The 26,833-nt window shown below is 61.0% G+C and carries 29 protein-coding genes; 2 read left to right on the forward strand and 27 right to left on the reverse strand.

What is annotated here, in order from left to right:
* Nucleotides 1–132: 132 nt before the first annotated feature.
* The 13 genes from J5M72_RS11920 to J5M72_RS11980 form a co-directional block, all read right to left on the reverse strand.
* Entirely contained in the window at nucleotides 133–918 is a 786-nt protein-coding gene (locus tag J5M72_RS11920; RefSeq protein WP_207865540.1) for a TatD family hydrolase, read from the reverse strand.
* A gap of 15 nt (nucleotides 919–933) precedes the next feature.
* On the reverse strand, nucleotides 934–1,290 hold the full coding sequence (locus J5M72_RS11925; RefSeq protein ID WP_085710925.1) for a PilZ domain-containing protein: 357 nt from the start codon (nucleotides 1,288–1,290) through the stop codon (nucleotides 934–936).
* A 42-nt stretch (nucleotides 1,291–1,332) separates the two neighbouring features.
* Nucleotides 1,333–2,316, reverse strand: coding sequence for a DNA polymerase III subunit delta' (locus J5M72_RS11930; protein WP_169431429.1), 984 nt, complete (start codon nucleotides 2,314–2,316; stop codon nucleotides 1,333–1,335).
* Complete coding sequence (gene tmk / locus J5M72_RS11935; RefSeq protein WP_207865541.1) at nucleotides 2,309–2,941, reverse strand: dTMP kinase; 633 nt, start codon at nucleotides 2,939–2,941, stop codon at nucleotides 2,309–2,311. Before tmk ends, J5M72_RS11930 begins: the two co-directional genes overlap by 8 nt.
* Nucleotides 2,942–2,960: 19 nt before the next feature.
* Nucleotides 2,961–4,142, reverse strand: a complete 1,182-nt coding sequence (gene mltG, locus J5M72_RS11940; protein WP_169431431.1) for an endolytic transglycosylase MltG — start codon at nucleotides 4,140–4,142, stop codon at nucleotides 2,961–2,963.
* Nucleotides 4,143–4,145: 3 nt separating this feature from the next.
* The gene (gene pabC / locus J5M72_RS11945; protein ID WP_207865542.1) at nucleotides 4,146–4,961 is read right to left on the reverse strand and encodes an aminodeoxychorismate lyase; all 816 of its coding nucleotides are present in this window, start codon (nucleotides 4,959–4,961) and stop codon (nucleotides 4,146–4,148) included.
* A complete protein-coding gene (fabF, locus tag J5M72_RS11950; RefSeq protein ID WP_207865543.1) occupies nucleotides 4,961–6,205 on the reverse strand; it encodes a beta-ketoacyl-ACP synthase II in 1,245 nt (414 codons plus the stop codon). Before fabF ends, pabC begins: the two co-directional genes overlap by 1 nt.
* Before the next feature lie 108 nt (nucleotides 6,206–6,313).
* Nucleotides 6,314–6,550 (reverse strand): acyl carrier protein, encoded by a 237-nt coding sequence (acpP, locus tag J5M72_RS11955; protein ID WP_003175607.1) that lies wholly within the window; start codon nucleotides 6,548–6,550, stop codon nucleotides 6,314–6,316.
* 196 nt (nucleotides 6,551–6,746) lie between these two features.
* The gene (gene fabG / locus J5M72_RS11960; RefSeq protein ID WP_007950790.1) at nucleotides 6,747–7,490 is read right to left on the reverse strand and encodes a 3-oxoacyl-ACP reductase FabG; all 744 of its coding nucleotides are present in this window, start codon (nucleotides 7,488–7,490) and stop codon (nucleotides 6,747–6,749) included.
* 16 nt (nucleotides 7,491–7,506) lie between these two features.
* A complete protein-coding gene (gene fabD, locus J5M72_RS11965; RefSeq protein ID WP_007950787.1) occupies nucleotides 7,507–8,445 on the reverse strand; it encodes an ACP S-malonyltransferase in 939 nt (312 codons plus the stop codon).
* 125 nt (nucleotides 8,446–8,570) lie between these two features.
* Nucleotides 8,571–9,581, reverse strand: coding sequence for a phosphate acyltransferase PlsX (gene plsX / locus J5M72_RS11970; protein ID WP_207865544.1), 1,011 nt, complete (start codon nucleotides 9,579–9,581; stop codon nucleotides 8,571–8,573).
* 4 nt (nucleotides 9,582–9,585) lie between these two features.
* Nucleotides 9,586–9,768: a 50S ribosomal protein L32 gene (gene rpmF, locus J5M72_RS11975; protein ID WP_003179396.1), complete on the reverse strand. Its 183-nt coding sequence runs from the start codon at nucleotides 9,766–9,768 to the stop codon at nucleotides 9,586–9,588.
* A gap of 13 nt (nucleotides 9,769–9,781) precedes the next feature.
* The gene (locus J5M72_RS11980; protein WP_085710932.1) at nucleotides 9,782–10,309 is read right to left on the reverse strand and encodes a YceD family protein; all 528 of its coding nucleotides are present in this window, start codon (nucleotides 10,307–10,309) and stop codon (nucleotides 9,782–9,784) included.
* A gap of 106 nt (nucleotides 10,310–10,415) precedes the next feature.
* Between J5M72_RS11980 and J5M72_RS11985 the strand changes: the two genes are divergently transcribed.
* A complete protein-coding gene (locus J5M72_RS11985; protein WP_207865545.1) occupies nucleotides 10,416–10,994 on the forward strand; it encodes a nucleoside triphosphate pyrophosphatase in 579 nt (192 codons plus the stop codon).
* Between the two features lie 47 nt (nucleotides 10,995–11,041).
* Here the strand turns inward: J5M72_RS11985 and sppA are convergent, their stop codons facing one another.
* From sppA to rluC, 3 genes are read right to left on the reverse strand one after another with little or no spacing between them, the layout of a single operon-like run.
* Complete coding sequence (gene sppA / locus J5M72_RS11990; RefSeq protein WP_169431435.1) at nucleotides 11,042–12,031, reverse strand: signal peptide peptidase SppA; 990 nt, start codon at nucleotides 12,029–12,031, stop codon at nucleotides 11,042–11,044.
* A gap of 24 nt (nucleotides 12,032–12,055) precedes the next feature.
* Nucleotides 12,056–12,718, reverse strand: a complete 663-nt coding sequence (locus tag J5M72_RS11995) for an HAD-IA family hydrolase (protein ID WP_207865546.1) — start codon at nucleotides 12,716–12,718, stop codon at nucleotides 12,056–12,058.
* The gene (gene rluC, locus J5M72_RS12000; RefSeq protein ID WP_169431437.1) at nucleotides 12,705–13,667 is read right to left on the reverse strand and encodes a 23S rRNA pseudouridine(955/2504/2580) synthase RluC; all 963 of its coding nucleotides are present in this window, start codon (nucleotides 13,665–13,667) and stop codon (nucleotides 12,705–12,707) included. Before rluC ends, J5M72_RS11995 begins: the two co-directional genes overlap by 14 nt.
* Nucleotides 13,668–14,364: 697 nt before the next feature.
* Between rluC and rne the strand changes: the two genes are divergently transcribed.
* Complete coding sequence (gene rne, locus J5M72_RS12005) at nucleotides 14,365–17,565, forward strand: ribonuclease E (protein ID WP_207865547.1); 3,201 nt, start codon at nucleotides 14,365–14,367, stop codon at nucleotides 17,563–17,565.
* A gap of 67 nt (nucleotides 17,566–17,632) precedes the next feature.
* On the opposite strand, the gene J5M72_RS12010 is transcribed toward rne, so the two are convergent.
* The 11 genes from J5M72_RS12010 to J5M72_RS12060 all read right to left on the reverse strand — a co-directional run bounded on the left by J5M72_RS12010 (nucleotide 17,633) and on the right by J5M72_RS12060 (nucleotide 26,761).
* Nucleotides 17,633–18,229 (reverse strand): nucleotidyltransferase family protein, encoded by a 597-nt coding sequence (locus J5M72_RS12010; RefSeq protein ID WP_207865548.1) that lies wholly within the window; start codon nucleotides 18,227–18,229, stop codon nucleotides 17,633–17,635.
* Nucleotides 18,226–19,206, reverse strand: a complete 981-nt coding sequence (locus tag J5M72_RS12015) for an XdhC family protein (RefSeq protein ID WP_207865549.1) — start codon at nucleotides 19,204–19,206, stop codon at nucleotides 18,226–18,228. The genes J5M72_RS12010 and J5M72_RS12015 overlap by 4 nt, the downstream gene beginning before the upstream one ends.
* Nucleotides 19,206–21,527 carry a xanthine dehydrogenase family protein molybdopterin-binding subunit gene (locus J5M72_RS12020; protein ID WP_207865551.1) on the reverse strand — a complete coding sequence of 774 codons (2,322 nt, stop codon included), beginning with the start codon at nucleotides 21,525–21,527 and terminating at the stop codon, nucleotides 19,206–19,208. Before J5M72_RS12020 ends, J5M72_RS12015 begins: the two co-directional genes overlap by 1 nt.
* Nucleotides 21,524–21,994, reverse strand: a complete 471-nt coding sequence (locus J5M72_RS12025; RefSeq protein WP_039770687.1) for a (2Fe-2S)-binding protein — start codon at nucleotides 21,992–21,994, stop codon at nucleotides 21,524–21,526. Before J5M72_RS12025 ends, J5M72_RS12020 begins: the two co-directional genes overlap by 4 nt.
* A gap of 245 nt (nucleotides 21,995–22,239) precedes the next feature.
* The gene (murB, locus tag J5M72_RS12030) at nucleotides 22,240–23,259 is read right to left on the reverse strand and encodes a UDP-N-acetylmuramate dehydrogenase (RefSeq protein WP_169431442.1); all 1,020 of its coding nucleotides are present in this window, start codon (nucleotides 23,257–23,259) and stop codon (nucleotides 22,240–22,242) included.
* Nucleotides 23,256–23,720, reverse strand: coding sequence for a low molecular weight protein-tyrosine-phosphatase (locus tag J5M72_RS12035; protein WP_207865552.1), 465 nt, complete (start codon nucleotides 23,718–23,720; stop codon nucleotides 23,256–23,258). Before J5M72_RS12035 ends, murB begins: the two co-directional genes overlap by 4 nt.
* Nucleotides 23,720–24,484: a 3-deoxy-manno-octulosonate cytidylyltransferase gene (kdsB, locus tag J5M72_RS12040; RefSeq protein ID WP_207865553.1), complete on the reverse strand. Its 765-nt coding sequence runs from the start codon at nucleotides 24,482–24,484 to the stop codon at nucleotides 23,720–23,722. The genes J5M72_RS12035 and kdsB overlap by 1 nt, the downstream gene beginning before the upstream one ends.
* Entirely contained in the window at nucleotides 24,481–24,666 is a 186-nt protein-coding gene (locus J5M72_RS12045; RefSeq protein ID WP_003174668.1) for a Trm112 family protein, read from the reverse strand. Before J5M72_RS12045 ends, kdsB begins: the two co-directional genes overlap by 4 nt.
* A gap of 24 nt (nucleotides 24,667–24,690) precedes the next feature.
* Nucleotides 24,691–25,701 (reverse strand): tetraacyldisaccharide 4'-kinase, encoded by a 1,011-nt coding sequence (gene lpxK, locus J5M72_RS12050; RefSeq protein WP_207865554.1) that lies wholly within the window; start codon nucleotides 25,699–25,701, stop codon nucleotides 24,691–24,693.
* On the reverse strand, nucleotides 25,701–26,129 hold the full coding sequence (locus J5M72_RS12055; protein WP_085745066.1) for a biopolymer transporter ExbD: 429 nt from the start codon (nucleotides 26,127–26,129) through the stop codon (nucleotides 25,701–25,703). The genes lpxK and J5M72_RS12055 overlap by 1 nt, the downstream gene beginning before the upstream one ends.
* Complete coding sequence (locus J5M72_RS12060) at nucleotides 26,126–26,761, reverse strand: MotA/TolQ/ExbB proton channel family protein (RefSeq protein WP_162803506.1); 636 nt, start codon at nucleotides 26,759–26,761, stop codon at nucleotides 26,126–26,128. The genes J5M72_RS12055 and J5M72_RS12060 overlap by 4 nt, the downstream gene beginning before the upstream one ends.
* Nucleotides 26,762–26,833 lie beyond the last annotated feature (72 nt).

Genomic DNA, 26,833 nt, shown 5'->3' on the forward strand with positions numbered 1-26,833 from the left:
TGAACTGTCGGGCGACATCTCCCCCAAGTGTCGCGCCGGTAAAGGTACCAAAGGACCGCGTGCCTTTGTTTTACTCCTAATGGTCTTAACCCGGATTCACCCCCCAGAACCCGGGTTTTTTTTGCCTGCGATTCAGGCTTTTACGTGTGCCTGCGGAAACAGCCGCTTGAAGTTCTGCGTGGTCTGCTCGGCAAAACGCTCGTAGTTTTCACCCCGCAGCATTGCCAGAAACTCTGCCACTTCCCGCACGTATTGCGGCAGGTTCGGCTTGCCGCGATAGGGGATCGGCGCCAGGTATGGCGAATCGGTTTCCACCAGCAGGCGATCGGCTGGAACCTTGCTCGCCACATCGCGCAGCGCATCGGCATTGCGGAAGGTGACGATGCCCGACAGGGAAATGTAATAACCCATGTCCAGCGCTGCCCTGGCCATGTCCCAGTCTTCGGTGAAGCAATGCAGCACACCGGCCTGGGGCAGCGCGGCTTCGCGCAACAGCTCAAGCGTGTCGGCGCGGGCGCCACGGGTATGGATGATCACTGGCTTGCCGGTCTGCCGGGCGGCCTGCAGGTGCAGACGGAACGATTCCTGCTGCAGCTGGGCGGCTTCCGGCTCGTAGTGGTAGTCCAGACCGGTTTCACCGATCGCCACCACTTTCGGGTGATTGAGCTCGTGCAGCAGCCAGTCCAGTGCCGGTGCCGCGCCGGGCTGCACATCCAGCGGATGCACGCCGACAGAACAATCGACGTCTTCATAGCGCTCGGCCAGCGCTTTGACATCGGCGGCGTTGTCGGCACTGACGCCGATGCACAGAAAGTGACCGACTCCGCGCTGACGAGCCGCATCCAGTGCGGCATCCAGAGAGCCGTCGTGGACGGCAAGGTCGAGGCGATCAAGGTGACAATGGGAATCTACGAGCATAAAAAGGACTGCAACTTACATCGTATGAGTGGGACGGTCGGACTTCAGGGCTCCGGCCAGATGGGTTTCGATGCGACTGCGGGCGGTGTTGTCGCCATCGTTGAATTGCACGCCGACGCCGGCCGCGCGATTGCCCTGGGCGCCTTTGGGGGTGATCCAGGCGACTTTGCCGGCCACCGGAATCTTTTCCGCTTCATCCATCAGATGCAACAGCATGAACACCTCGTCGCCCAACTTGTAGCTCTTGTTGGTGGGGATGAACAGGCCGCCGTTCCTGATGAACGGCATGTAAGCGGCATAAAGCACGGATTTGTCCTTGATGGTCAGGGACAAGATGCCGTTGCGCGGCCCCGGGCTCACGGGTTCATTCATGTTGACCTCCACTGCTGATGTTCAGAGTCTAGGTACACATTCTTATCTTTGGCCAGGCAGACTCGCCCATTGCACCAACAACGCTTCCAGCAGCAATGCCGCGTTGAGGTTGGCCTTGCTCAGGACTTTCTGGCGCTGGGCGAGAATCCAGTCCTGGATATCGAGCACTTTAGCCTGAGCGCTTTTCTGCGCCAGATACTGCACAACCTTGCGCATGTCGGTCAGGCCCAGGCCCGCTTCATCCTGGGTCAATTGATAACGCAGGATCAGGCTCGACCAGTCGCAGAACCAGTCGAACAGACGCAGCATCGGAATGTTTTTCCACTCCTCGGCCAGCTGCGTCGGCGATTGCTGCTGCTTGAGCAGCTTCTTCACGCCTTCCACAACTTGCGCGCGCTGTTCGCGCACGCCCTGTCCCTGCAACGTCACGGCCGCCAGCGGCGAACCAGCGGCCAGGGTCAAGAGTTCGACACGTTCGTCTTCGGAACATTCCGGCAGCGCCCGAGCCAGCCATTGCAGGCTCATGGCCTCGCTCGGCAGCGGACAGGCCTGCTGCACACAACGACTCTTGATGGTCGGCAGCAGACGGCTCGGCTGGTGACTGACCAGCAACAGCACGGTGTCGCCGGACGGCTCTTCAAGGCTCTTGAGCAAGGCGTTGGCGGCGTTGATGTTCATCGACTCCACCGGCTCGATCAGCACCACCTTGCGCCCGCCCAGTTGCGCGGTCTGCACCACGAAACTGACCAGATCGCGCACCTGGTCGACCTTGATCGCCTTGTCCGCCTCTTCCGGCTCCAAAATGTAATTGTCCGGATGGCTGCCCGCCTTGAGCAGCAGGCAGGACTTGCACTCGCCGCAGGCTTCAGGCGTCGGACGCTGGCACAACAGGCTGGCCATCAGCCGCTCGGCCAGCGCACGCTTGCCGATCCCGGCCGGCCCGTGCAGCAGATACGCGTGGGCGTGTTGAGTACGCCCGGCCAGTTGCTGCCAGAGGCTGTCCTGCCATGGATAGGCCTCAGCCACGGCAAAGCTCCAGCAAGTTCGGAATCAGGGTATCCAGCGATTGTTGAACCTTGACCAACGGCTGACCGGCGTCGATCCGCACGTAACGCGCAGGATCGGCCTCGGCACGCTTGAGGAACGCACTGCGCACAGCCTCGAAAAACTCACGGCCTTCCAGCTCGAAGCGATCCAGACGACCTCGAGCGCTGGCACGGGCCAGGCCGATTTCCACCGGCAGATCGAAAATCAATGTCAGATCGGGGCGCAGATCACCCTGCACGAAAGTCTCCAGCGCCGCGATGCGTTCCAGCGACAAGCCGCGGCCGCCACCCTGATAGGCGTAAGTCGAATCAGTGAAACGGTCACACAACACTACCGCGCCACGGGCGAGCGCCGGTCGGATGACTTCAGCCAGATGCTGGGCACGGGCGGCGAACACCAGCAGCAGCTCGGTGTCCGGGTTCATCACTTCGTCGACCGGTGCCAGCAACACCTCTCGAATGCGCTCGGCCAGCGGCGTACCGCCTGGCTCACGGGTCAGCACCACTTCGATACCGGCGGCGCGCAGGCGCTCGGCGAGGTATTCGCGGTTGGTGCTTTTGCCGGCGCCTTCCGGGCCTTCCAGGGTAATAAACAAGCCAGTCACAGGCAGTCCTTAATCAAAGTCATTGCGCGTTTTGCGGTGAGACCGCTCCAGTTTCCGGCGTCGGCGCGGGTTCCTGCGCAGGAACTTGCGGCAACGACTCGGGCGCCGTGTCGGGGGATGCGGCAGGAACGGCCTCGCCAGTGGCCGGAGTGGCTTCCGGCGTCGAGGCCGGCGCCGGGCTCGAGCGGTAATCCGAGCGCCGTTTGAGCTGGAACTCACGCACCGCACTGTTGTGTGCATCGAGGTCGTCGGAGAATACGTGGCTGCCGTCGCCACGGGCGACAAAGTAGAGGCTGGTTCCTTCCACCGGGTTCAACGCCGCGTGAATCGCCTCGCGGCCGACCATCGCAATCGGCGTCGGCGGCAACCCGGGAATCACATAGGTGTTGTACGGCGTGGCTTCCTTGAGATGAGCACGGGTCAGCTTGCCGTTGTAGCGATCACCCAGACCGTAGATCACCGTCGGGTCGGTCTGCAGCTGCATGCCCAGGGCCATGCGGCGCACGAACACACCGGCAATCTGGCCACGCTCCTGGGGAACGCCGGTTTCCTTCTCCACCAGCGAGGCCATGATCAGTGCCTGATACGGTTCGGTATACGGCGCATCGGCGGAACGACTTTCCCATTCCTTGGCCAGCACTTCGTCAAGGCGGTCGAACGCCTTTTTCAGCAGCTCGGTATCGGAAACCCCGCGCACAAAGCGGTAGGTATCGGGGAAGAATCGACCTTCGGGAAACACGCCCTTGTGGCCGATCTTGCTCATCACATCACTGTCGCTCAGGCCGGTCAGGGTCTGTTCGATCTTTTCATCTTTCGCCAGTGCGGCGCGCACCTGATGGAAATTCCAGCCCTCGACGAGTGTCAGGCTGTATTGAACCACTTCGCCACGCTTCCACAGTTCGATCAGGCCCTTGACAGTCATGCCCGGCTGCATGCGGTACTCGCCCGTGTGGATCGGGGTGCCGGACAGATTGAAGCGCCAGTAAATGCGCAGCCAGAATGCGTCCTTGATCACACCATCCGCTTCAAGGCCGAGAATAGTACGGGTCGGCGTGGAACCCTTCGGCACATCCAGCAATTCTTCCTGCGTGATGTTCAGGGGCTGTTCCAGCGCCGAATGAATCTTCCAGGCGCTGGCGCCCAGCAGCAGCCCTGCCAGAACCAGTCCGGTTTCCAGCAGCAGCAAAAGTTTACGTCTCACGAATCAGGCATCCAGTAGCGTGCGGGCAATGGTTTGCAGTTTACGGGTGAGCGGCCCAACCGGCCAGCTCAGTGCAGCGTACGCGCGTACCGGCCAGACGCCATACACGCTGTTGCAGACAAAGACTTCATCGGCCCATTGCAGCTGTTCAAGGCTGATATCGGTGATTTGCACGGGGATACCCGATGACGCTGCCTGAAACAATAATTCGGCGCGCATCACGCCAGCCACGCCGCAACGTTTCAGATCCGCCGTGACCAACACGCCGTCACGTACCAAAAACAGGTTGCTGAACACACCTTCGATCACACGCCCCGTCTGGTCGAGCATCAGGCCTTCCGCGTGCTCGCTGTCTTGCCATTCGGCGCGAGCGAGGACCTGTTCCAGACGATTGAGGTGCTTGAGACCTGCCAGCAAGGGCTGAACAGATAAACGCGTCGTACACGGGAACAGGCGAACGCCTTGCTCGCCATGGACAGCAGGATACGCCGCAGGAGGATTGCCTTGCAGAATCCGTCGGCCCTGCGCCGAAGGATCCGGCGCATAACCGCGCAAACCGTCGCCGCGGGTGAGGATGAGTTTGAGCACCCCCTCGCCCATGGCCGCTGCATAGGCTTGCAGCTCGCTACGGATCAGCTCGATATCGGCCGCGATGGCCAGGCGTGAACAGCCCTCGGCCAGCCGAGTCAGGTGACGCTCCAGCAGCAAAGGCTGGCCGCCACATACGGCGATGGTCTCGAACAGACCGTCGCCGTAAGCCAGGCCGCGATCTTTCAGCGACAGAGCGTCAGCCGGTTGACCGTCGACCCAGCAGTCCATCAGCCGGCGAACCGACGGAACGCCAACGTGCCGTTGGTGCCGCCAAACCCGAACGAGTTGGACAGTACGACATCGATGTCCATGTTGCGTGCGGTGTGCGGCACAAAGTCGAGATCGCAGCCTTCATCCGGCTCATCGAGGTTGATGGTCGGTGGCGCCACCTGGCTGTTGATCGCCAGCACACTGAAGATCGCCTCGACCGCGCCCGCTGCACCCAACAGGTGACCGGTCATGGACTTGGTGGAGCTGACCGCCAGTTTGTAGGCGTGATCACCGAACACCGACTTGATCGCATTGGCTTCGGCGAGGTCGCCGGCCGGCGTCGAAGTACCGTGGGCGTTGATGTATTGCACTTGATCGACATTGATCTTCGCGTCACGCAGCGCATTGGTGATGCAGCGTGCAGCACCGGCGCCGTCGGCAGGTGGCGAAGTCATGTGGAACGCATCGCCACTGGTGCCGAAACCGATCAGCTCGGCGTAGATGGTCGCGCCACGGGCCTTGGCGTGCTCGAGCTCTTCGAGCACCAGCGCACCGGCACCGTCGGACAGTACGAAGCCGTCACGGCCCTTGTCCCATGGACGGCTGGCACGGGTCGGTTCATCGTTGCGGGTCGACAGTGCGCGAGAAGCGCCAAAGCCGCCCATGCCCAGACCGCACGCGGCCATTTCGGCGCCGCCGGCAATCATCACGTCGGCTTCGTCGTACATGATGTTACGGGCTGCCATGCCGATGCAGTGCGTACCGGTGGTACACGCTGTGGCGATAGCGTAGTTAGGCCCCTGTGCACCCAGGTGGATGGACAGGAAACCGGAAATCATATTGATGATCGAGCCAGGCACAAAGAACGGAGAAATCCGGCGCGGACCGGTCTCGTGCAAGGTGCGGCTGGTTTCTTCGATGTTGGTCAGACCGCCGATACCCGAACCCATGGCCACGCCAATGCGTTCACGGTTGGCATCGGTGACTTTCAGACCGGCATTGCGTACGGCTTGAAAGCCGGCCGCCAGACCATACTGAATGAACAGGTCGAGCTTGCGCGCTTCCTTGACCGACAGGTATTCCTCGACATTGAAGCCCTTTACCGAGCCGCCAAAGCGGGTGGAATAGGCAGAAAGGTCGGTGTGTTCGATCAGACCAATGCCACTGCGGCCAGCCAGAATGCCCTGCCAACTGCTCGGCACATCCGTGCCCAGTGGCGACAACATACCCATACCGGTGACTACGACGCGTCTACGCGACACAGCACTCTCCTTTTTCAAATGACGACTTTGCATCAGGCCTAAAGAAAAAACCGCACGCCATGATGGCAGTGCGGTTTTTCCATGACAGCAAGCAACGATTACAAACTATTACGCCTGGTGGCTAGTAACGTAGTCGATTGCAGCTTGTACAGTAGTGATCTTCTCAGCTTCTTCGTCAGGGATTTCGGTCTCGAATTCCTCTTCCAGAGCCATCACCAGCTCAACGGTGTCAAGGGAGTCGGCACCCAGGTCTTCTACGAAGGAAGCGGTGTTTACCACTTCTTCTTCTTTAACACCCAGTTGCTCGGCAACGATTTTCTTGACGCGCTCTTCGATGGTGCTCATACCTTGTTTTCACTCCTAATGGACAAATTCAGGCAGCTGGCCAGTGGGTAAGTGTATAGAAAGACTTTTCAGCTTTTCAACTGAAAGCTTCACTCCTCAAACCCTGCGGCCCTCTGCCTATAAATAGATTGCAGCTTTATAACGGATTTTAGACAGCTCGTATGACATTTTTTTGAAGCAATCCGTCACATTTGAATTACATGTACATCCCGCCGTTCACCGGGATTGTAGCCCCGGTCACGTATGCCGCACCGTCGGATGCAAGAAAAGCGACCACGGAAGCGATCTCTTGAGCTTGTCCCAGACGGCCCAGCGGAATCTGCGTCTGCAAGGCTTCACGCTGTGCTTCAGGCAGCTCGCGAGTCATATCGGTGTCGATGAACCCTGGGGTTACCGAGTTGACCGTAATCGAACGCGAACCGACTTCACGCGCCATGGCACGGCTGAAACCTTCCAGACCGGCCTTGGCGGCTGCATAGTTTACTTGGCCAGCGTTGCCCATGGCACCCACCACCGAGCCAATACTGATAATTCGACCCCAACGCGCCTTGGTCATGCCGCGCAGAACGCCCTTGGACAGGCGATACAGACTGTTCAGGTTGGTATCGATCACGTCGTACCACTCGTCGTCTTTCATGCGCATCATCAGGTTATCGCGAGTGATGCCGGCATTGTTGACCAGGATCGCCACCGGAGCACCGAACTGCTCCTGGATGCTCGCGAGCACCTTGGTGACCGACTCATCGCTGGTGACGTTCAGTTCGAAACCTGCGCCCTGAATGCCGTTTTCCTTCAGGGTCGCAGCAATACGCTCAGCGCCCGAAGCGGAAGTCGCGGTGCCAACAACGATGGCGCCCTGACGACCCAGTTCCAGTGCGATAGCCTGGCCGATACCACGGCTTGCGCCGGTGACCAGTGCAACTTTACCTTGCAGACTCATGCAAGCTTCTCCTGATTCAGACAGCCGCTGCGCGAGCAGCAGCGAAAGCGTCTGGGGTATTGAGGTTGGAAGTCGAAACGCCTTCGGCGCAACGCTTGTTCAGGCCGGCCAGCACTTTGCCAGGGCCGCACTCGACCAGATTGGTCGCGCCTTTCGCTGCCAGAGTCTGTACGGACTCGACCCAGCGAACCGGCTTGTAGAGTTGCTCCAGCAGGTCGCGCTTGAGGGTTTCCAGATCCGCCGGCACCTGAGCGCTGACGTTCTGCACCACAGGGATCTGCGGCGCCTGCCAGTCGATGGCGGCGATGGACTCGGCAAAGCGCTCGGCAGCCGGGCGCATCAGCTCACAGTGCGATGGCACGCTGACCGGCAGCGGCATGGCTCGCTTGGCGCCACGAGCCTTGCAGCCTTCAATGGCGCGCTCGACAGCCGCCTTGGCGCCAGCGATCACCACCTGACCCGGGGAATTGAAATTCACCGCGCTGACCACTTCGCCTTGAGCCGCTTCGGCACAAGCTGCCAGCACGTCAGCATCTTCCAGACCGAGGATGGCAGCCATGCCGCCCTGCCCGGCTGGAACGGCTTCCTGCATCAGTTGGCCACGGCGCTCGACGAGTTTTACCGCGTCCGCCAGGCTCAGGCTGCCGGCAGCGACCAGTGCGCTGTATTCACCCAGGCTGTGACCGGCAACGAAGGCCGGACGCGCACCACCTTCAGCCAGCCACAGACGCCACAGGGCGATCGAAGCGGTCAGAATGGCCGGTTGGGTTTTGTCGGTTTGATTGAGCAGCTCTTCCGGGCCCTGCTGGGTCAGTGCCCACAGGTCGTAGCCCAGAGCATCGGATGCTTCTTTGAAAGTTTCGAGGATCAGCGGATGTTGCGCGCCCAGCTCGGCCAGCATGCCGAGGGACTGCGAACCCTGTCCTGGAAAGACGAATGCGAGGGAAGCAGACATGTAACAAGCCCCTAATGATCTTGTCGTCGGAAAAATGGCATCCCGCTAGAGGGACGCAAGAAACTGACAGTTGGATGGCCCTTTGAACCGGGCGGTCACATTTAAGCATTGTCCGACGAAAACGCCTAAGACAACAAATCCTCCAGACGACCGTGCAGGCGCTCCGGAAGATTCTCCTGAATCTCGATCAACGCCCGCTGAATGGCGCTCTGAAAGCCCTGAACCCCGGCGGAACCGTGACTTTTCACCACGATCCCCTGCAAGCCGAGAAAGCTTGCGCCGTTATGTCGCGCAGGCGCCAGATCAGCCTGCAGACGCTTCATCAATGGCAACGCCAAGGCACCCACGATGCGCGAAGGGAGGTTTTTCTTGAACAGAGCCTCGATGCGAGCGGCGATCATCGTCGCCAGGCCTTCGCTGGACTTGAGCAGGATATTGCCGACGAAACCGTCGCAAACCACCACGTCCGCCTCGCCACGATACAGGCCGTCGCCTTCGATGAAACCGATGTAATTGATGCCTCTGGCGGCCTGCAACAAAGTCGCCGCCAGCTTGACCTGCTGATTGCCCTTGATGTCTTCGGTGCCGATATTGAGCAGCGCGACGCGCGGACGGGCAATGCCCAGGGTTTGCGCGGCCACAGAACCCATCACAGCGAATTGCAGCAGATGCTCGGCACTGCAATCGACGTTGGCGCCCAGATCGAGCAACTGGCAGTAGCCCTTCTGCGTAGGAATCGCGGCCACCATGGCCGGACGATCAATCCCCGGCAGAGTCTTGAGCACAAAGCGCGACAGAGCCATCAGCGCACCGGTATTACCGGCACTGACACAGGCCTGGACCTTGCCGTCACGCAGCAATTCGAGGGCGACACGCATCGACGAATCCGGCTTGCCACGCAGAGCCTGGGCAGGTTTTTCGTCCATGGTGATGACTTCGGACGCCGGAACAACCGTCAGGCGCGCGCGATCGGCAGCCGATTGGCCGGTGATCAATTCTTCAAGAAGGGAGGGTTGACCGACGAGGGTCAGGTGCAGCGAGGGCGTAGCAGAAAGGCAAGCAAGGCTGGCCTGAACAATGCTGCGGGGACCGAAGTCCCCGCCCATTGCGTCAATCGCGATGACTTGAGCGGACAAGTGATTACTCGTCAGCGCCCTTGTCGATCACTTTACGGCCACGGTATACGCCTTCTGGCGATACGTGGTGACGCAGGTGAACTTCACCAGTGGTTTTTTCTACAGACAGGGTGCTAGCCTCGAGAGCGTCGTGCGAACGGCGCATGTCACGGGCAGAGCGGGATTTTTTGTTCTGCTGAACAGCCATAATTGATTAACTCCTAAACGTTTGGGTCACGCTTTAACTGCGCCAATACACTGAACGGGTTGGACCGCGTTACCTCGTCCTCGCTCGGTTCGGGCTCATCTGCTCCCGCCGGCTGCTGGCATTCTTCCGGATGATGAGCAGGCACAATGGGCAAGGCGAGCAGAAGCTCCTCCTCGATCAGTGACTGCAGATCCAATGGATCTTCGCCCAGTTCCAGCACGTCATAACCTTTCGGTAACGACTGGGTATTCGCACCCTCCTTCACTACAGCGTAACTGCACTCGCTGTGGATCGGCAGGGTGACCAGCTCAAGACAACGCTGGCAAACCATTTTGACTTCGGTGTCGATAAAGCTGTGGATCACCACAGATTTACGTTCATCTCGTTCAAAAACGAGTTTGGCCTGCACCGTACCGACATCGTCGGAAAGCGGGTCGCAGAGTCTCTTCAAATCGGCCAGCAGCAGTTCACCTTGAAGGGTGGTGCCACGGTCAGCCAATTTGCGCGGGTCAACGTGAGGTGGAATCGGGTCATTCAACATAGGCGCAGCATTATAGGGATGCCCCCACCCATGTCAAAGGAAATTGTGCCCTGTCCGTCACTTGCGAGCCTCCGCTAGAATCTGCAACCTGCCTCTGGAGACGCGAATGCTGCCTTTATTACTCGCTTCAAGCTCGACCTATCGTCGGGAATTGCTCAATCGCCTGCGCTTGCCGTTCGTCTGCAGCTCGCCGGACATCGACGAAAGTCATCGCCCGGGAGAATCGGCAATCGAACTGGTCAAACGCCTCGCCGAACAGAAAGCACGGGCACTGGCCGACAGCCACCCTGCTCACCTGATCATCGGCTCCGACCAGGTCGCCGTACTCGGCGAGCGCATTATCGGCAAGCCCCACACTTTCGAAAAAGCTCGCGAACAACTGCTGGCCGCCAGCGGCGCCAGCGTGACCTTCCTCACCGGCCTGGCACTGCTCAATAGCCAGACCGGCCAGTGCCAGGTCGACTGCGTGCCCTTCACTGTGCACATGCGCACACTGGATCAGGCCCGCGTCGAGCGCTACCTGCGCGCCGAGCAGCCCTACGACTGCGCCGGCAGCTTCAAGGCCGAGGAGCTGGGCGTGAGCCTGTTCCAGTCCACCGAAGGCCCGGACGCCACCAGCCTGATCGGCCTGCCACTGATTCGCCTGATCGACATGCTGCTGGCCGAAGGCGTACAGATTCCCTGACCCACAAAAAAACCGGCCCTCAGGCCGGTTTTTCTTGCAGCATTCGATCAGCGTAAAGACGGGCCGTTAAAACCCATCCACATTGCCAGTTTCTCGGCAACGCTGGCTCCGAGCTTCTTCGAGAAGCGATCGAACGGCGATTCCTGAACGGTGAAATCCACCAGCTCTTTTTCGCCAATCACATCACGCGCCACCGAACTGGCATTACCCAGGCCGTCGATCAAACCCAGCGGCAGCGCCTGCTCACCCGACCAGACCAGACCGGAGAACAGCTCCGGATGATCCTTGTCCTTCAGGCGATCACCGCGTCCCTGCTTGACGCTGTTGATGAACTGCTTGTGCGTGGTATCCAGCACGCTCTGCCAGAACGCTGTCTCTTCCGGCTTTTGCGGCTGGAACGGATCCAGGAACGCCTTGTGCTCACCAGAGGTGTAAGTGCGACGCTCGACGCCAAGCTTCTCCATCGTACCGACAAACCCGTAGCCGGCTGCCGTCACACCAATTGAGCCCACCAGACTGGCCTTGTCGGCATAAATTTGATCCGCCGCGCTGGCAATGTAATAAGCACCGGAGGCGCCCAGATCAGAAATCACCGCATACAGCTTGATATCAGGATGCAAGCCGCGCAGGCGCTTGATCTCGTCATAAACATAACCCGACTGCACTGGACTGCCGCCCGGACTGTTGATGCGCAGGATTACGCCCTTGACCTTCTTGTCCTCGAACGCCGCGCGCAGACTGCCGACGATATTGTCGGCACTGGCAGGTTCTTTATCGGCGATCATGCCGGTGACGTCGATCAACGCGGTGTAATTGCCACTGCGCGTGGCGCTTTTCTCCATATCCATCAACGGCGTAAACAGGATCAGCGCCACGAACAGATAAACAAAGGTCAACAGCTTGAAGAAGATACCCCAGCGGCGCGAACGACGCTGCTCCTGCACGCTGGCCAGCAGAGTCTTTTCCAGCAGCTTCCAGCTTTTCGCGTCACCGTCGTCGGCGGTTGCCTTGGCCGGTGCTTTCCATTCGTCGGTCATGCCATCCACCCCAGCAAAAACGTATTAAGCCTGCTTCCCCAGCCAGGCATGCAATTCGGAAAAATGGTCGATCGACAGTCGCGGCTCGAACTGCTGCAGCGATTCGATCGACTGCGCGCCGTAGCTGACCGCCACCGAATCCATCCCCGCATTGCGCGCCATCAACAGATCGAAGGACGAATCGCCGACCATCAGCGCCTGTTCGGCACGCACACCGCAATGCGCAAGGATCTGCTCCAGCATCAGAGGGTGCGGCTTGCTTGCAGTTTCATCGGCAGCGCGGGTGATATCGAAATAATCTTCCCAGCCATTGGCCTTGAGCACCCGATCCAGCCCGCGACGATTCTTGCCGGTCGCGACCGCCAGGTGGTAACCCTGTTCGCGAAAAGACGCCATCGACTCGACTACGCCCTCGAACAACGGCGAAGGCTCGGCTTCCGCGGCGATGTAGTGATCGGCGTAATACTCGCGAAACAAGGTCATTTCGGCATCGCTGATTTCGGGATACAGCGTACGGATCGCCTCGGGCAATCCCAGACCGATAATGCCTTTGACGGCAAAGTCATCACGCAGCTCGAAACCGGAGCGCCCGGACGCCGAGTGCATTGCCTCGACAATCCGATGAATGGAATCAGCCAGCGTGCCGTCCCAATCGAAAATCAGCAGTTTGTAATCAGATGGGCGCACTCAATCGCTCCACAGTCTTGGCCCACATTTCATCGACCGGCGCCTGCAACTTGAGTTCACCGCCATCGGGCAGCGGCACGGTCAGCATGTAGGCGTGCAGGAACAGGCGCTTGCCGCCCAGATCACGAATTTCCTTACTGAAACTGTCATCGCCGTATTTGGTGTCACCGGCAATGCAGTGCCCGGCGTGCAATGTGTGGACGCGGATCTGGTGCGTGCGACCGGTGATCGGCTTGGCTTCAATCAGAGTGGCAAAATCGCCAAAGCGACGCAGGACCTTGAACACGGTCACAGACTCCTTGCCCTCCTCCTCGTCAACCTCGACCATGCGCTCACCGGAGCGCAGATTGCTCTTGCCGAGTGATGCACGGACTTGCTTGATCGAGGTCGCCCAGTTGCCGCGAACCAATGCCATGTAGCGCTTATCGACGCCATCACCGCGCAACGCGGCATGCAAGTGACGCAACATGCTGCGTTTCTTGGCGATCATCAGCAGGCCGGAGGTATCACGGTCGAGACGGTGAACCAGCTCGAGCTCCTTGGCATCGGGACGCAACTGACGAAAGGCTTCGATAACGCCGTAATTCAAGCCACTGCCACCGTGAACCGCAATGCCGGCGGGCTTGTTGATCACGATCAGGGCCTTGTCTTCGTAGACAATCGAGGCTTCCAGGCGCTGCAACAGACCCTGGGCCAAAGGCACTGGCTCGTCGCGCTCAGGCACGCGAACGGGCGGCACGCGCACGATGTCGCCGGCCTGCAGCTTGTATTCGGGCTTGATCCGACCTTTGTTCACGCGCACTTCGCCTTTGCGCAAAATGCGGTAAATCAAGGTCTTGGGCACGCCTTTTAGCCGGGCGAGGAGAAAATTGTCGATTCGTTGGCCGGCATATTCCGGCGAGACCTCAAGCAATTGAACGCCTGGAGTCGAAGGGGCAGTAGTCGTCATGGCGCGGATGATAACAATTTTTATGGAATTGAAGCACTTAATCATTGCTGCTATAGTCGCGAACGCCGCCAAAAGCGGCCTGGACAGCGGAACCACGGTCAAAAACCGGCCCTGACCAACGCAATTCACCAGGACGCGAGGCCGTCCTACGGGGCTTTCGCTACGTAACGGTGGAGTTTGCAGCTGTAACAAGCGCAGGTGACATGAGGCCTGAATCACGCCGCAAAGCAGAGTTCTGACTCGCCACGCGAGCCATATTCACGGCCAGTTCACAAAGTGCAGTCAGCCGCGGATGACCCCGAGCGAAGACGCCGGAAACACCGCCTGAATTAGCCATGATGCGTGACCTCCCCTTTCGGAGCTCACGGTAAATGCCAACCCGCTGCGGATTCTGCGCGCGGCAGCACCCGAATTATCAGGGATACGTGTAGGGTGGAGATGCACAACCGCTGGACTGTGTAGCAACAGGTTTTATCAAGACGCTTCATCTCGTCCACAGCCACGGTTGATTCCTCCTCCTGACTGAGTGCTTAAGTAGCCACAGCAAGCAGGACGCGTACGTCGCGATAACGGCCCAATTGGCCGGACATCGCTGGACACGGGAATGGCCAACCACTCCCGACGCACCTGACACCGACCGTGAGAAGTCGTGTGTGCCGAACGCCGTTTCCGGCAGCCCGGAAACCGACGGTACTACATGAAAAGAATGCTGATTAACGCAACTCAACCCGAAGAGTTGCGTGTTGCACTGGTAGATGGCCAGCGCCTCTACGACCTGGACATCGAATCCGGTGCACGCGAGCAGAAAAAGGCCAACATCTATAAAGGCCGTATCACTCGCATCGAACCAAGCCTTGAGGCTGCCTTTGTCGATTTCGGCTCCGAGCGCCACGGCTTCCTGCCCCTCAAAGAAATCTCCCGCGAATACTTCAAGAAAGCCCCCGAAGGCCGCGTCAACATCAAGGACGTCCTGAGCGAAGGCCAGGAAGTCATCGTTCAGGTCGAAAAAGAAGAACGTGGCAACAAGGGCGCAGCCCTGACCACCTTCATCAGCCTGGCCGGTCGTTATCTGGTCCTGATGCCGAACAACCCGCGTGCCGGCGGCATCTCCCGTCGCATCGAAGGCGAAGAACGCAACGAATTGCGTGAAGCGCTGAACGGCTTGGTCGCTCCAGCCGACATGGGCCTGATCGTGCGCACTGCCGGCCTTGGCCGCAGCAGCGAAGAAATGCAGTGGGACCTCGACTACCTGCTGCAACTCTGGACCGCGATCAAGGAAGCCTCGCTGGATCGTTCCGCGCCGTTCCTGATCTACCAGGAAAGCAACGTCATCATCCGCGCCATCCGCGATTACCTGCGCCAGGACATCGGCGAAGTGCTGATCGACAGCGTTGAAGCCCAGGACGAAGCCCTGACCTTCATCCGCCAGGTGATGCCGCAGTACGCCAGCAAGATCAAGCTGTACGAAGACAGCGTTCCGCTGTTCAACCGTTTCCAGATCGAAAGCCAGATCGAGACCGCTTTCCAGCGCGTCGTCGAACTGCCGTCCGGCGGCTCCATCGTCATCGATCCGACCGAAGCCCTGGTGTCCATCGACATCAACTCGGCGCGCGCCACCAAAGGCAGCGACATCGAAGAAACCGCCCTGCAGACCAACCTTGAAGCGGCTGAAGAAATCGCCCGTCAGTTGCGCCTGCGCGACATCGGCGGCCTGATCGTCATCGACTTCATCGACATGACCCCTGCCAAGAACCAGCGCGCCGTGGAAGAGAAAGTCCGCGAATGCCTGGAAGCCGACCGCGCCCGCGTGCAGATCGGCCGCATCTCGCGCTTCGGCCTGCTGGAAATGTCCCGTCAACGCCTGCGTCCTTCGCTGGGCGAAAGCAGCGGCATCGTCTGCCCGCGCTGCAGCGGCACCGGGATCATCCGTGACGTCGAATCGCTGTCCCTGGCGATCCTGCGCCTGATCGAAGAAGAAGCCCTGAAAGACCGTACCGCCGAAGTTCGCGCTCAAGTGCCGATCCCGGTGGCCGCGTTCCTGCTCAACGAAAAACGCAACTCGATCACCAAGATCGAACTGCGCACCCGCGCCCGCATCGTCATCCTGCCGAACGATCACCTCGAAACCCCGCATTTCGAAGTTCAGCGTCTGCGTGACGACAGCCCGGAAGCCGCGACCAACCAGTCCAGCTACGAAATCGCTGCCGCTGCCGCCGATGTCGAAGACGTCCAGCCAGCCGCCGCGACCCGCACCCTGGTTCGCCAGGAAGCCGCCGTCAAGACCGCTCCGGCCCGCGCCAACGCTCCGGTTCCGACCGAAGTCGCCGCGCCGGCCCCGGCACCTGCTCCGGTTGCCGCGCCAGAGCCAAGCCTGTTCAAAGGCCTGGTGAAGTCGCTGGTCAGCCTGTTCGCCACTAAAGAAGAGCCTGTTGCTCCGGTTGTGGTTGAAAAACCTGCGGCCGAGCGTCCGGCCCGCAACGAAGAGCGTCGCAACGGTCGTCAGCAGAGCCGCAACCGTAACGGTCGCCGCGATGAAGAACGCAAGCCTCGCGAAGAACGTGCACCGCGTGAAGAACGCGCACCACGTGAGCCGCGTGAAGAGCGTCAACCGCGAGAGCCACGTGAAGTCCGCGAGCCACGCGAATCCCGTGACGAAGCACCGGTAGCCCGTGAAGAACGCGCACCACGCGCCCCTCGTGAAGAACGTGCACCGCGTGCTCCGCGTGAAGACCGCAAGCCGCGTGGCGAGCGTGAAGAACGCGTACGTGAACTGCGCGAGCCTCTGGATGCCGCTCCGGCCGTCGCTGCCACCGGCAGCGCTGAAGAGCGTCCGGCCCGTCAGCCGCGTGAAGAACGTGCACCACGTCCTCCGCGTGAAGAGCGTCAACCGCGTGCCGAACAGGCCGCTGCTGCCGTAGCCGAAGAAGAAATCACCACCAGTGAAGAGCAACTGCCGGAAGATGGTTCGGAGAACGCCGAAGGCGATCGTCCACGCCGCCGCTCCCGTGGTCAGCGTCGTCGCAGCAACCGTCGCGAGCGTCAGCGTGACGCCAATGGCAACGTGATCGAAGGTTCGGAAGAATCCACCGAAAACGCTGAAGCCGCCGAGCCAAGCACTGCCGATCTGGCTGCCGGCCTGGCTGTTACTGCCGCTGTTGCCAGCACCGTGATCAGCGCTCCGGCCGAAGCTCAGGCCCACGAGCAAGCTGAACGCGCCACCGCTGCAACCCTGGAAACTGCTCCAGTAGAAGCACCGGTTGTTGAAGCAACCACTCCGGTCGAAGTAGCTGCTGCTCCGGAAGTCGAAGTGGCGCCGGTTCGCGAAGCTCAGCCTCAGGCTGAAGCGGCTGCCGAACCCGCGGTGACCTTCGAAGCACCAGCCGTAGTTGAAGAGTCGGTTGTCGAAACCGTCGCTGAAACCGTGACCGAAACCGTGCGTGAAGTTCGCGAAGAGCAGACCGCTTTCAACTGGGTGGCCGAGCCGGCTGTCGCTGAAACACCAGCGCCAGTGGTTGAAGCGCCTGTTGTTGAAGAAGCCAAGGCCGCCGAACCAGTGGTTGTTGCAGAACCAGCGCCAGTCGCAGCCGAAGCGCCAGCGCCAGTTGCTGCGCCTGCTCCGGTCAGCGCCCTGACCCCAAGCGGCCGTGCGCCGAACGACCCGCGTGAAGTGCGTCGTCGCAAGCGTGAAGAAGAGCGTCTGCAGAAGGAAGCCGAACTGGCTGCCGCTGCCGCCGCTGCTGCTCCAGCTGCCGAAGTGGTCGAGGCAGCCCCTGCCCCGGTCGCTGAAGAAGTTGCCGTTGAAGCCGTGATTGCCGAAGCGCCACGTTCCGTTCAGGACGCGGTCGAGCACCACGAACAGGCCCAGGAAAAAGAACACGAGCCTAAACCTCTCGTCTGATTCCGACCGCCACTAAAAAGCCCCGCCTGGTGATCCAGGCGGGGCTTTTTTTTGCCTCAAGGTTTTATCAGGATGGCGGGAAAACCAGCGCATCCGGCACGTCGATATCCCACAACCCCCCCGGATCATCCACCGCGACTTCAATCACCCGCCCTTGGGCGAACAACGGCCTGGCGCCCCGGTCACCGGACAAGGCCATCAGCCCTGCGGCGAACGAGCGACCAAACCCGACCGGATGCCCATAGTCACCGTTCAACGTCGGTACGCTGACCGTATCCTCGGCAATCGCCGCCACGACCCGCTCAATACTCGACGGCAGGATGAACGGCATGTCGCCCAGCACAATCAACCAGCCATCGGCATCCGGGCAAGCTGCCACACCCGCCGCGATGCTGTCGCCCATTCCCGTGGACTCGATCGAGACAATGTCGCACCCGTAAGCCTGCGCCATGCGCATCGCCTGCGGCCGCGCCTCGGTCGTCACCAGCACTCGATTGTCGAGGCTCGCCGGCAGATTCACCAACACCTGCTCGATCACCGAACGCACCGCGCCGTCACGCCCGGTGCAATCGGCCAGCAGCTTGTCCTTGTCGGCACCCGCCACTTCGCGAAAACGGCTGCCCTCGCCCGCCGCCAGCACAATCACTCCGATGGATCGGCTCATACACTCTCCACGGTCTTCTTCTGCTTGAGCTCGACACCATTCTTGATCGCGACGATTTCCGCCAACAGCGACAGGGCGATTTCCGCCGGGGAATGGCTGCCGATATGCAAACCGATCGGCCCGTGCAAACGGGCGATGGCCGCTTCCGACAAGCCTAGCTCAGCCAGATTTTCCCGACGTTTGCGGCTGTTGACCCGTGAGCCGAGCGCACCGACATAGAATGCTTTGGAATCGAGCGCCGTGAGCAGCGCCATGTCATCCAACCGTGGATCGTGAGTCAGCGCGACAATCGCCGTGCGCTCATCGGTCTGGATATTCAGCACCGCCTCGTCCGGCATGCCGGGCACAAACCGCCCATGCTGCTCTTCCCAGCCATAGACGAATTCGGTGCGCGGATCACAGATCAGCACTTCGAAATCCAGCAGTCGCGCCATCTCGGCCACGTACCGCGACAACTGCCCGGCGCCGATCAACAGCAGGCGCCAGCGCGGACCGTAAATGGCGCGCAGGGTCTGGCCGTCGAAGCTCAAGGCGTCGCTCTTGCCGGCCGGGTGCAACACCACCTCACCAGTGCCGATGTTCAGCTCGCGAGCGACAATTTCGTGGGCCTCGCAGCGGGCCAGCAACTCGGCGACCCACGCCGGATCACCGACCCGTTCCTCGGTCAGGCGCAGGGTGCCGCCGCAAGGCAGGCCGAAGCGCGCGGCTTCTTCCTGCGTCACGCCGTAGGTGATCAATTGCACCGGCGGTCCGTCGGTGCTGATTCGCCCATCGTGCAGCCGGGCAATCAGATCGTCTTCGACGCAACCGCCGGACACCGAACCGATCACCACGCCATCTTCACGCAACGCCAGCATCGCGCCGGGCGCCCGGGGCGCGGTGCCCCAGGTCTGCACCACGGTGAACAACACCACCCGCTGCCCGGCACGACGCCATTCGAGCACGCTACGCAGGACATTCAGATCGGCGCTGTCCATCACGCTTGCGCCTTCTGCCAGCCCTGCAACTGGTAGCGCACCGGCAGGTTGCGAATGCGTTGGCCAGTGGCAGCGAAGATCGCGTTGCACAGTGCCGGCGCAATCGGCGGTACGCCCGGCTCACCGACACCACCCAGCGGCACCTCGCCCGGCGGCGACACCAGATGCACCGCCACTTCCTTCGGTGCCAGCGACATGCGTGCCACTTCATACATATGGAAGTTGTCCTGTTGCACCTTGCCGTCCTTGAAGCTGATTTCGCCCCACACGGCATTGCCCAGGCCCATCACACAAGCGCCTTCGAACTGCGAACGGATCCGCTCAGGGTTGATTTGCGGCCCGCAATCCACGGCGATATCGGCCTTGTGCACGATCAGCGTGCCATCGTCCTTGACCTCGACCTCAATCACCGCCGCCACATAAGTCACGAAGCTGTAATGCACTGCCAGCCCGAGGCCGCGCCCTTTGGGCAATTTGCGCCCCCAACCGGCGGCCTTGGCCGCGGTTTCCAGCACGGTGCGCATACGTCCGGTGTCGATCGGATAACGCTCGGGGGATTCGCCGTAGTTCCATTCTTCACTGAGCGTGCGCGGGTCGATCTGCCGATCCGGACCGAGCAATTTGATCTGGTACTTGAGCGGGTCTTCCTTGGCCTTGTGCGCCAGTTCGTCGACGAAGCTCTGGATCGCAAAACCATGGGGAATGTTCGACACCGAGCGATACCAGCCCACCCGCGTATGCACCGTGGCCTCAGGGTTTTCCAGGCGCACGTTGGGAATCGCGTAGGCCATGTTGGTGAAGCCCATGCCCAGCTCAAACGCGGCTTCGTGATTCATGCCCGGCGCAAACAGCGCGGTGATGCTCGGCGCCACCGTGCGGTGCAGCCAGGCGGACGGCAAACCGTCCTTGCCCACACCGGCCTTGAGGTATTCGGCCGACACGGTGTGGAAATAGGAATTGTGGATGTCGTCTTCGCGCGTCCACTGGACCCGTACAGCCTTGCCGGGAAATTCCTTCGCCAGAATGGCAGCTTCAACAACGAAATCCGGCTTGGACTTGCGACCGAAACCACCGCCGAGCAGCGTCACGTTGAAGGTCACGTTATCGAACGGCAAACCGAGGCGTTCAGCGATCCGCTCACGGGTGACCTGCGGTGCCTGACTCGGCGCCCAGGCCTCGCACACGCCTTCTTTATAGCGAGCGATGGCGACCATCGGCTCCATCGGTGCCTGGGCCAGATGCGGCAAGTAATAAGAGGCTTCGAACGTGCTGGCAGCACTGCCGATGGCTTTGTCGATGTCGCCGGTATTGCGCACCACTTTGCCCGGTTTCAGTGAAGCGGCTTCGATCTCCTTGCGATAGGCAACGGAGTCGTAACTGGCATTCGGGCCATCGTCCCACTCGATTTTCAGCGCTTCACGGCCCTTCAATGCCGCCCAGGTATTGCTGGCCACCACGGCCACGCCACCCAACGGCTGAAATTCCGAAGGCAGTGGCCGCGGTTCGATCTGGATGACTTTGAGTACGCCCGGCACTTTCAGCGCGGCGCTGTCGTCCACCGACTTGACCTTGCCGCCGTAAACCGCAGGGCGAGCAATCACCGCGTAGAGCATGCCGTCGAAATGCACGTCAGCGCCGTACACCGCACGGCCATTGACGATGTCGGCACCGTCGATGGCTTTGGTGCCTTCCTTGCCGATGTAACGGAACTCCGACGGCTGCTTGAGCCGCAGGCTGTCTCGGCCCGGAACCGGCAGCGCACTGGCCGCAGCGGCCAGCTCACCGTAACCCAGCTCGCGCCCGGACGGTGTGTGAATGACTTTGTGCAGTTGCGCGTGGCACTCACTGACCGGAACCTTCCACTGCGCGGCGGCTGCCTGCTCCAGCATCGTCCGGGCAGCGGCGCCGCAACGACGCATCGGTTCGTACCAGTGACGCATGCTGCGCGAGCCATCGGTGTCCTGATTGCCGAAGCGCACCTCATCACCCGGCGCCTGCTGAACCTTGACGTGGGCCCAGTCGGCTTCCAGCTCATCAGCGACCACCATGGTCAGGCTGGTGCGCACGCCCTGGCCCATTTCCGAGCGGTTGCAGACCACAGTCACCGTACCGTCGGCGGCAATGCTGACGTAGACCTTCGGATCATCGATCCAGCCGTTGGGCATGCCATCGGCACCGAATTTCTTCGGTTTGTCTTCGGCCAGCGCATCCTGCCAGCCCCAGCTCGCCGCCAGCACCAGCGCACCGGTAGCGCCGACACCTTTGAGGAAGCCCCGGCGACTCAGGTTACTCAGGGCAAAATCGTTCGGTAGACGGCTCATGCCTTGGCCTCCTTCAAGTGAGTGGATGCCTGACGGATCGCAGTCTTGATCCGGTTGTAGGTACCGCAGCGGCAGATGTTGCCGACCATCGCCTCTTCAATCTGCTCGTCGCTTGGGTTCGGGTTGGTCTTGAGCAACGCGGTGGCGGACATGATTTGCCCGCCCTGGCAGTAACCGCATTGGGCCACCGCGGTGTCGAGCCAGGCTTGCTGGACGATCTGGCCTACCGGGTCGGCGTGCAAGTTGTCGATGGTGGTCACGTTCTGCCCGACCACCGAACCGATCGGAGTGATGCAACTGCGCGCCGGCGCGCCGTCGATATGAATGGTGCACGCACCGCACAGGCCCATGCCGCAGCCGAACTTGGTGCCGTTGTAACCGGCGACGTCACGGATCGCCCACAACAGCGGCATGTCCTCGGTGACATCGAGTGGATGGTCTTGACCATTGAGTTTCAGGGTAATCATGGGCACGCCCGCATATTCATGGAGGTTATGGGGTCGAGCAATCTGCCGCCGGAAATCAGCGGTGGGTTCACGCAGATCGACTCAGGCTAATGAGGCTCTCTTGTGCAGACGCAAACGTCTGCACCGGGCCTTTGGTGGAGCAAATGGTTGTATCGTTAGCTGGCTAAGTTAACCCGGGATTAACAAAAAAGCCCTGCACTTTTTAAATAATGCAGGGCTTTGGATTGAGCCTTGAAAGCGTAGCCTCAATAACGGTTGGGCTCCATTTCCAGCTCGACATTGAAACGTTCTGCAATGTCTTTCTGGATACGCTGCGCCAGATCGAGCAATTGCAGCCCGGTCGCCGCGCCGTAGTTGACCAGCACCAGCGCCTGCAATTTATGCACGCCGGCATCGGCCTCACGGAAGCCTTTCCACCCGGCGCGCTCGATCAACCAGCCGGCCGCGAGTTTCATCTGCCCGTCCGGTTGCGCGTAGGCCACCAGATCCGGGTGCTGTTGCTTGATCTGTGCGACCACGGCCGCCGACACAAGCGGGTTCTTGAAGAAGCTGCCGGCATTGCCGAGCACCGCCGGGTCCGGCAGTTTTTCGCTGCGGATGCTGCAAATGGCGCGGCTGACGTCTGTCGGCGTTGGTTGTTCGATACCCTGCTCGGTCAGGCGCTGACGCACCGGGCCGTATTCCAGATGCAGATGGGCGACTCGATCCAGTGCGAAGCGCACCCGCAGGATCAGCCAACGACCCGGCTGCTGCTTGAACACGCTATCGCGGTAGGCGAAGTTGCACTCTTCCAGACTGAAGTCGCGCAGCTCGCCGGTCTGGCGATCCAGCGCCGTCAGGCCGGCGAACACATCCTTGATCTCGACACCGTAGGCACCGATGTTCTGCATCGGCGCGGCGCCGACGGTGCCGGGGATCAGGCTGAGGTTTTCCAGACCCGAAAAACCCAGCGCCAGCGTGTGCTGGACAAACGGATGCCACGGCTCACCCGCCTCGGCTTCGATGACCACGCGATTGCCATCGTCGCTGAGGACGCGGATGCCACGAGTGGCCATGCGCAGCACCAGCGCCGGGATGTCCGCCGTGAGCAACAGATTGCTGCCGCCGCCGATCACCAACAACGGCACATCGTGAGCGATCGCGTAAGCCAGGGCTTCGCGCACATCCGCATCACTGTGGGCCTCGGCAAACAGTTGTGCGCGAACGTCCACGCCAAAAGTGTTGAACGGTTTCAGGGAAACCTGAGGGTGTACCTGCAAACTCATAACCGGCCCTTCACTTCAATCAGCAACCGGTCGCAGGCGCGCTCGATCAGATCCAATACCTGCTCGAAACCCTGATCGCCGTCGTAATACGGATCCGGCACCTCGTCGACTTCACCTTCGTAACGGCGCAGGAACAAGTCCAGCTCGGCCTTGCCGGTGGACGGTCGCAAGGCCTTGAGGTTGCGCAGGTTGCTGTTGTCCATGGCGAGGATCAGGTCGTAGCTGGCGAAATCGGCGCGGCTGACCTGCTGAGCGCGTTGCGCCGAAAGGTCATAGCCACGCAGTCTGGCCGCAGCCTGGCTGCGCTTGTCCGGCGGATTGCCGACGTGCCAGTCGCCGGTGCCGGCGGAGGCCACTTCGACCTGATCCGCCAGCCCCGCTTCGCGCAATTTATGGCGCAACACGCCTTCGGCGGTGGGCGAACGGCAGATATTGCCCAGGCACACGAACAGAACGCGCATCAGGCCTCCAGCAGGCGACGGACGCGCTCGAGGTCTTCGGCGGTGTCGACCCCGGTCGGCGGTGCGATCAAGGCATCAGCCACATGAATCCGCACGCCGTGCCACAAGGCACGCAGTTGTTCGAGAGATTCGGTATTTTCCAGCCAGCACGGCCCCCAGCTCACGAAGTCCTGAAGGAAGCCGGCGCGGTAGGCATAGATGCCGATGTGACGGCGATACGGCACGCCTTCCGGCAGCACGTCTCGGCTTTTGGCGAACGCGTCGCGGGCCCATGGCAGAGTCGCGCGACTGAAGGTCAGCGCCAGTCCGTTGAGGTCGCTGACGACCTTGACCACATTCGGGTTGAACAGGGTTTCGACGTCTTCGATCGGCTCGGCCAGGGTGGCCATGCGCGCTTCGGTATGGGCCGCGAGGTTGGCAGCGACCTGATCGATCACTCTCGGCGGGATCAGCGGTTCGTCACCCTGGACGTTGACCACGATGGCATCCGGTTCCAGACCCAGCTTCGCGGCCACTTCGGCCAGACGATCGGTGCCGGAGTTGTGATCTTCACGGGTCAGCACCACTTCGGCGCCGAAAGCCTTGCAGGCTTCGACGATGCGCGCATCGTCAGTCGCCACGACCACGCGGCTGGCGCTGCTTTTGCTCGCCTGCTCCCAGACGTGCTGGATCATCGGTTTGCCGGCGATGTCCAGCAGCGGTTTGCCCGGCAGGCGGGTCGAGGCGTAGCGCGACGGGATGACAACGGTGAAGGCTGTGGTCATTTATCCAGACGCTCGTCGGTGGTCAGGGTGCGGGCTTCGCTTTCCAGCATGACCGGGATGCCATCACGGATCGGATAGGCCAGGCCGGCGCCCTTGCTGATCAGTTCGGTCTTGTCGGCGCTGAGCTTGAGTGGGCCTTTGCAGATCGGGCAGGCGAGGATGTCGAGCAATTTGGTGTCCATGAACATTCCCTGGATAAAAACGGTTTAAGGCAAAAGACGATCCGGCAACAGGCGCATCAGTTGCGTGTCGAACCAGGCCACGAAGGCCGACGACGGCACGGCATCGACCGCCAGGTACCACCAGTCGGCGGCAGCGAAGGTGCGGCACTTCACCGCGTCCTTTTCGGTCATCACCAGCGGCAATGACGGCGTGAAACTCAAGGCCTGCACGCTGTATTCGGCGTGATCGGCAAATGCGTGGGGCACAGGTCGCCAGTCTAGCGCTTCGAGGGTATTGAAGAAACGTTGCGGATTACCGATCCCGGCCACCGCATGCAGCGACTGTCCGGCTGGAAAATGATCGAGGGGCTGGCGTTCGCCGCTGAGCAGATTGACCAGTGCCGTGGGTTGCAGACGGAAGGCGAAACCGCCGTCGCGATCCTCGGGGGCGCCATTGAACAGTACGCCATCGACGCTTTGCAGACGCTCAATGGGTTCGCGCAGGGGGCCGGCGGGCAGACAGCGCTTGTTACCGAGCCCACGGGCGGCATCGATCAGCACCAGCTCAAGGTCACGCGCCAGACGATAATGCTGCATGCCGTCGTCGGACAGGATCAAGTCCAGCGGCTCGCTGGCCAGCAAGGCTTTGACGGCAGCGCCGCGATTCGGGTCGATCATCAGCGGCACGCCGGTACGCTGCACGATCAGCAACGGTTCGTCGCCGGCGATGTCGGCGTCTTGATCGGCTTCGACCCGCCACGGCAATTGCGGCGGCTTGGCGCCGTAACCGCGACTGACCACACCGACCCGCAGCCCGCTGCGTCGACAGTGTTCGATCAGCCACAGGATCATCGGCGTCTTGCCGGTGCCGCCAACGGTGATGTTGCCGACCACGATCACCGGCACCGGCGATTGATAGATCTCGCCTTCGCCGTCGAGAAAACGCTGACGCTTGCCGGCCACGACGCGGCGGTACAGCCACTCCAGCGGCCGCAACAGCGTCAGGGCCGGGTGCCCCTGATACCACGCGGCGAGCAGACGATCGGACATGGCCATCAGGATTTGGGCGCCGCCTCGACCGTGGTCATGCGCAAATGGCTGAAACCGAGCTTGCCGGCCGCATCCATGGCGGTAATCACGGATTGGTGCTGAGTCTTGCCGTCAGCACTGATCGACAACGGCATGTTGGTGTCGCCGTTTGATTCTTTCTGCATGGCTTCCATCAGGGTGGCCAAATCGTTTTTCGGCAGAATCCTGTTGTTCACCGAGAACACGCCTTCGGCACTGATGGCCACGTCCAGTTGCTTGACCTGCTGATCCTCGGCCGGCGAGCCGCTCACGGCTTCCGGCAGATCGACGCGCAACTGGGTTTCGCGGGTGAAGGTCGTAGTCACGACGAAAAACAGCAACAGGATGAACACCACGTCGATCAGCGACGCGAGGTTGATATCGATCGTTTCCCGGGGCTTGCGACGGAATTTCACGCTTTGCCCCCGGCCAGATCGACGTCACGGTCGCCCTGCACCACTTCCACCAGTTTGATCGCTTCCTGTTCCATGCCCACCACCAGTTCATCGATGCGGCGTTGCAGGAAACGGTGGAAGAATACCGACGGGATACCGACCATCAGGCCCGCTGCCGTGGTGATCAGCGCCTTGGAGATACCACCGGCCAGCACCGAAGCATTGGTGGTCATGCCGGAACCGGTGAAGGCACTGAAAATATCGATCATGCCCAACACCGTACCCAGCAGACCCAGCAACGGCGACATGGCGGCGATGGTGCCCAGCGCATTGACGTAACGCTCCAGCTCGTGGATGACCCGGGCGGCGGCTTCTTCAATGCACTCTTTCATGATCTCGCGACCATGCTTGGAGTTGGCCAGGCCCGCGGCGAGGATTTCACCCAGCGGCGAGTTGGCGCGCAATTCCTTGAGTTTTTCCTTGTTGAGCTGCTTGTCCTTGATCCAGACCCAGACCTGACCCAGCAGATGCTCGGGGGTGACGCGACTGGCGCGCAGCGTCCACAGGCGCTCGGCGACGATCGCCATGGCGGCGATGGAACTCAGAATGATCGGCAACATCATCCAGCCGCCGGATTTGACCAATTCCCACACAGTGACAGCCCCCTCGAAAAAGTGCGCCACTTTACCATACCGGTTCACGATAAAGACCCGTCGCCCCGACGA

Source organism: Pseudomonas sp. 58(2021) (assembly GCF_017491585.1).
Taxonomy (GTDB): domain Bacteria; phylum Pseudomonadota; class Gammaproteobacteria; order Pseudomonadales; family Pseudomonadaceae; genus Aquipseudomonas; species Aquipseudomonas fluorescens_BT.

What these genes read in the sequence shown, in the direction of transcription:
- J5M72_RS11985 (WP_207865545.1), top strand. Translation starts at nt 10,416, where the DNA reads ATGCTGCCTTTATTACTCGCTTCAAGCTCGACCTATCGTCGGGAATTG.
- J5M72_RS12020 (WP_207865551.1), bottom strand. Translation starts at nt 21,527, where the DNA reads ATGAGCCGTCTACCGAACGATTTTGCCCTGAGTAACCTGAGTCGCCGG.
- J5M72_RS12035 (WP_207865552.1), bottom strand. Translation starts at nt 23,720, where the DNA reads ATGCGCGTTCTGTTCGTGTGCCTGGGCAATATCTGCCGTTCGCCCACC.
- J5M72_RS11920 (WP_207865540.1), bottom strand. Translation starts at nt 918, where the DNA reads ATGCTCGTAGATTCCCATTGTCACCTTGATCGCCTCGACCTTGCCGTC.
- kdsB (WP_207865553.1), bottom strand. Translation starts at nt 24,484, where the DNA reads ATGACCACAGCCTTCACCGTTGTCATCCCGTCGCGCTACGCCTCGACC.
- pabC (WP_207865542.1), bottom strand. Translation starts at nt 4,961, where the DNA reads ATGGACTGCTGGGTCGACGGTCAACCGGCTGACGCTCTGTCGCTGAAA.
- fabD (WP_007950787.1), bottom strand. Translation starts at nt 8,445, where the DNA reads ATGTCTGCTTCCCTCGCATTCGTCTTTCCAGGACAGGGTTCGCAGTCC.
- sppA (WP_169431435.1), bottom strand. Translation starts at nt 12,031, where the DNA reads ATGACCGACGAATGGAAAGCACCGGCCAAGGCAACCGCCGACGACGGT.
- acpP (WP_003175607.1), bottom strand. Translation starts at nt 6,550, where the DNA reads ATGAGCACCATCGAAGAGCGCGTCAAGAAAATCGTTGCCGAGCAACTG.
- J5M72_RS11980 (WP_085710932.1), bottom strand. Translation starts at nt 10,309, where the DNA reads ATGTTGAATGACCCGATTCCACCTCACGTTGACCCGCGCAAATTGGCT.
- J5M72_RS12025 (WP_039770687.1), bottom strand. Translation starts at nt 21,994, where the DNA reads ATGATTACCCTGAAACTCAATGGTCAAGACCATCCACTCGATGTCACC.
- J5M72_RS12010 (WP_207865548.1), bottom strand. Translation starts at nt 18,229, where the DNA reads ATGAGCCGATCCATCGGAGTGATTGTGCTGGCGGCGGGCGAGGGCAGC.
- rluC (WP_169431437.1), bottom strand. Translation starts at nt 13,667, where the DNA reads ATGACGACTACTGCCCCTTCGACTCCAGGCGTTCAATTGCTTGAGGTC.
- murB (WP_169431442.1), bottom strand. Translation starts at nt 23,259, where the DNA reads ATGAGTTTGCAGGTACACCCTCAGGTTTCCCTGAAACCGTTCAACACT.
- J5M72_RS11925 (WP_085710925.1), bottom strand. Translation starts at nt 1,290, where the DNA reads ATGAATGAACCCGTGAGCCCGGGGCCGCGCAACGGCATCTTGTCCCTG.
- J5M72_RS12015 (WP_207865549.1), bottom strand. Translation starts at nt 19,206, where the DNA reads ATGGACAGCGCCGATCTGAATGTCCTGCGTAGCGTGCTCGAATGGCGT.
- rpmF (WP_003179396.1), bottom strand. Translation starts at nt 9,768, where the DNA reads ATGGCTGTTCAGCAGAACAAAAAATCCCGCTCTGCCCGTGACATGCGC.
- lpxK (WP_207865554.1), bottom strand. Translation starts at nt 25,701, where the DNA reads ATGGCCATGTCCGATCGTCTGCTCGCCGCGTGGTATCAGGGGCACCCG.
- J5M72_RS12045 (WP_003174668.1), bottom strand. Translation starts at nt 24,666, where the DNA reads ATGGACACCAAATTGCTCGACATCCTCGCCTGCCCGATCTGCAAAGGC.
- rne (WP_207865547.1), top strand. Translation starts at nt 14,365, where the DNA reads ATGAAAAGAATGCTGATTAACGCAACTCAACCCGAAGAGTTGCGTGTT.
- fabG (WP_007950790.1), bottom strand. Translation starts at nt 7,490, where the DNA reads ATGAGTCTGCAAGGTAAAGTTGCACTGGTCACCGGCGCAAGCCGTGGT.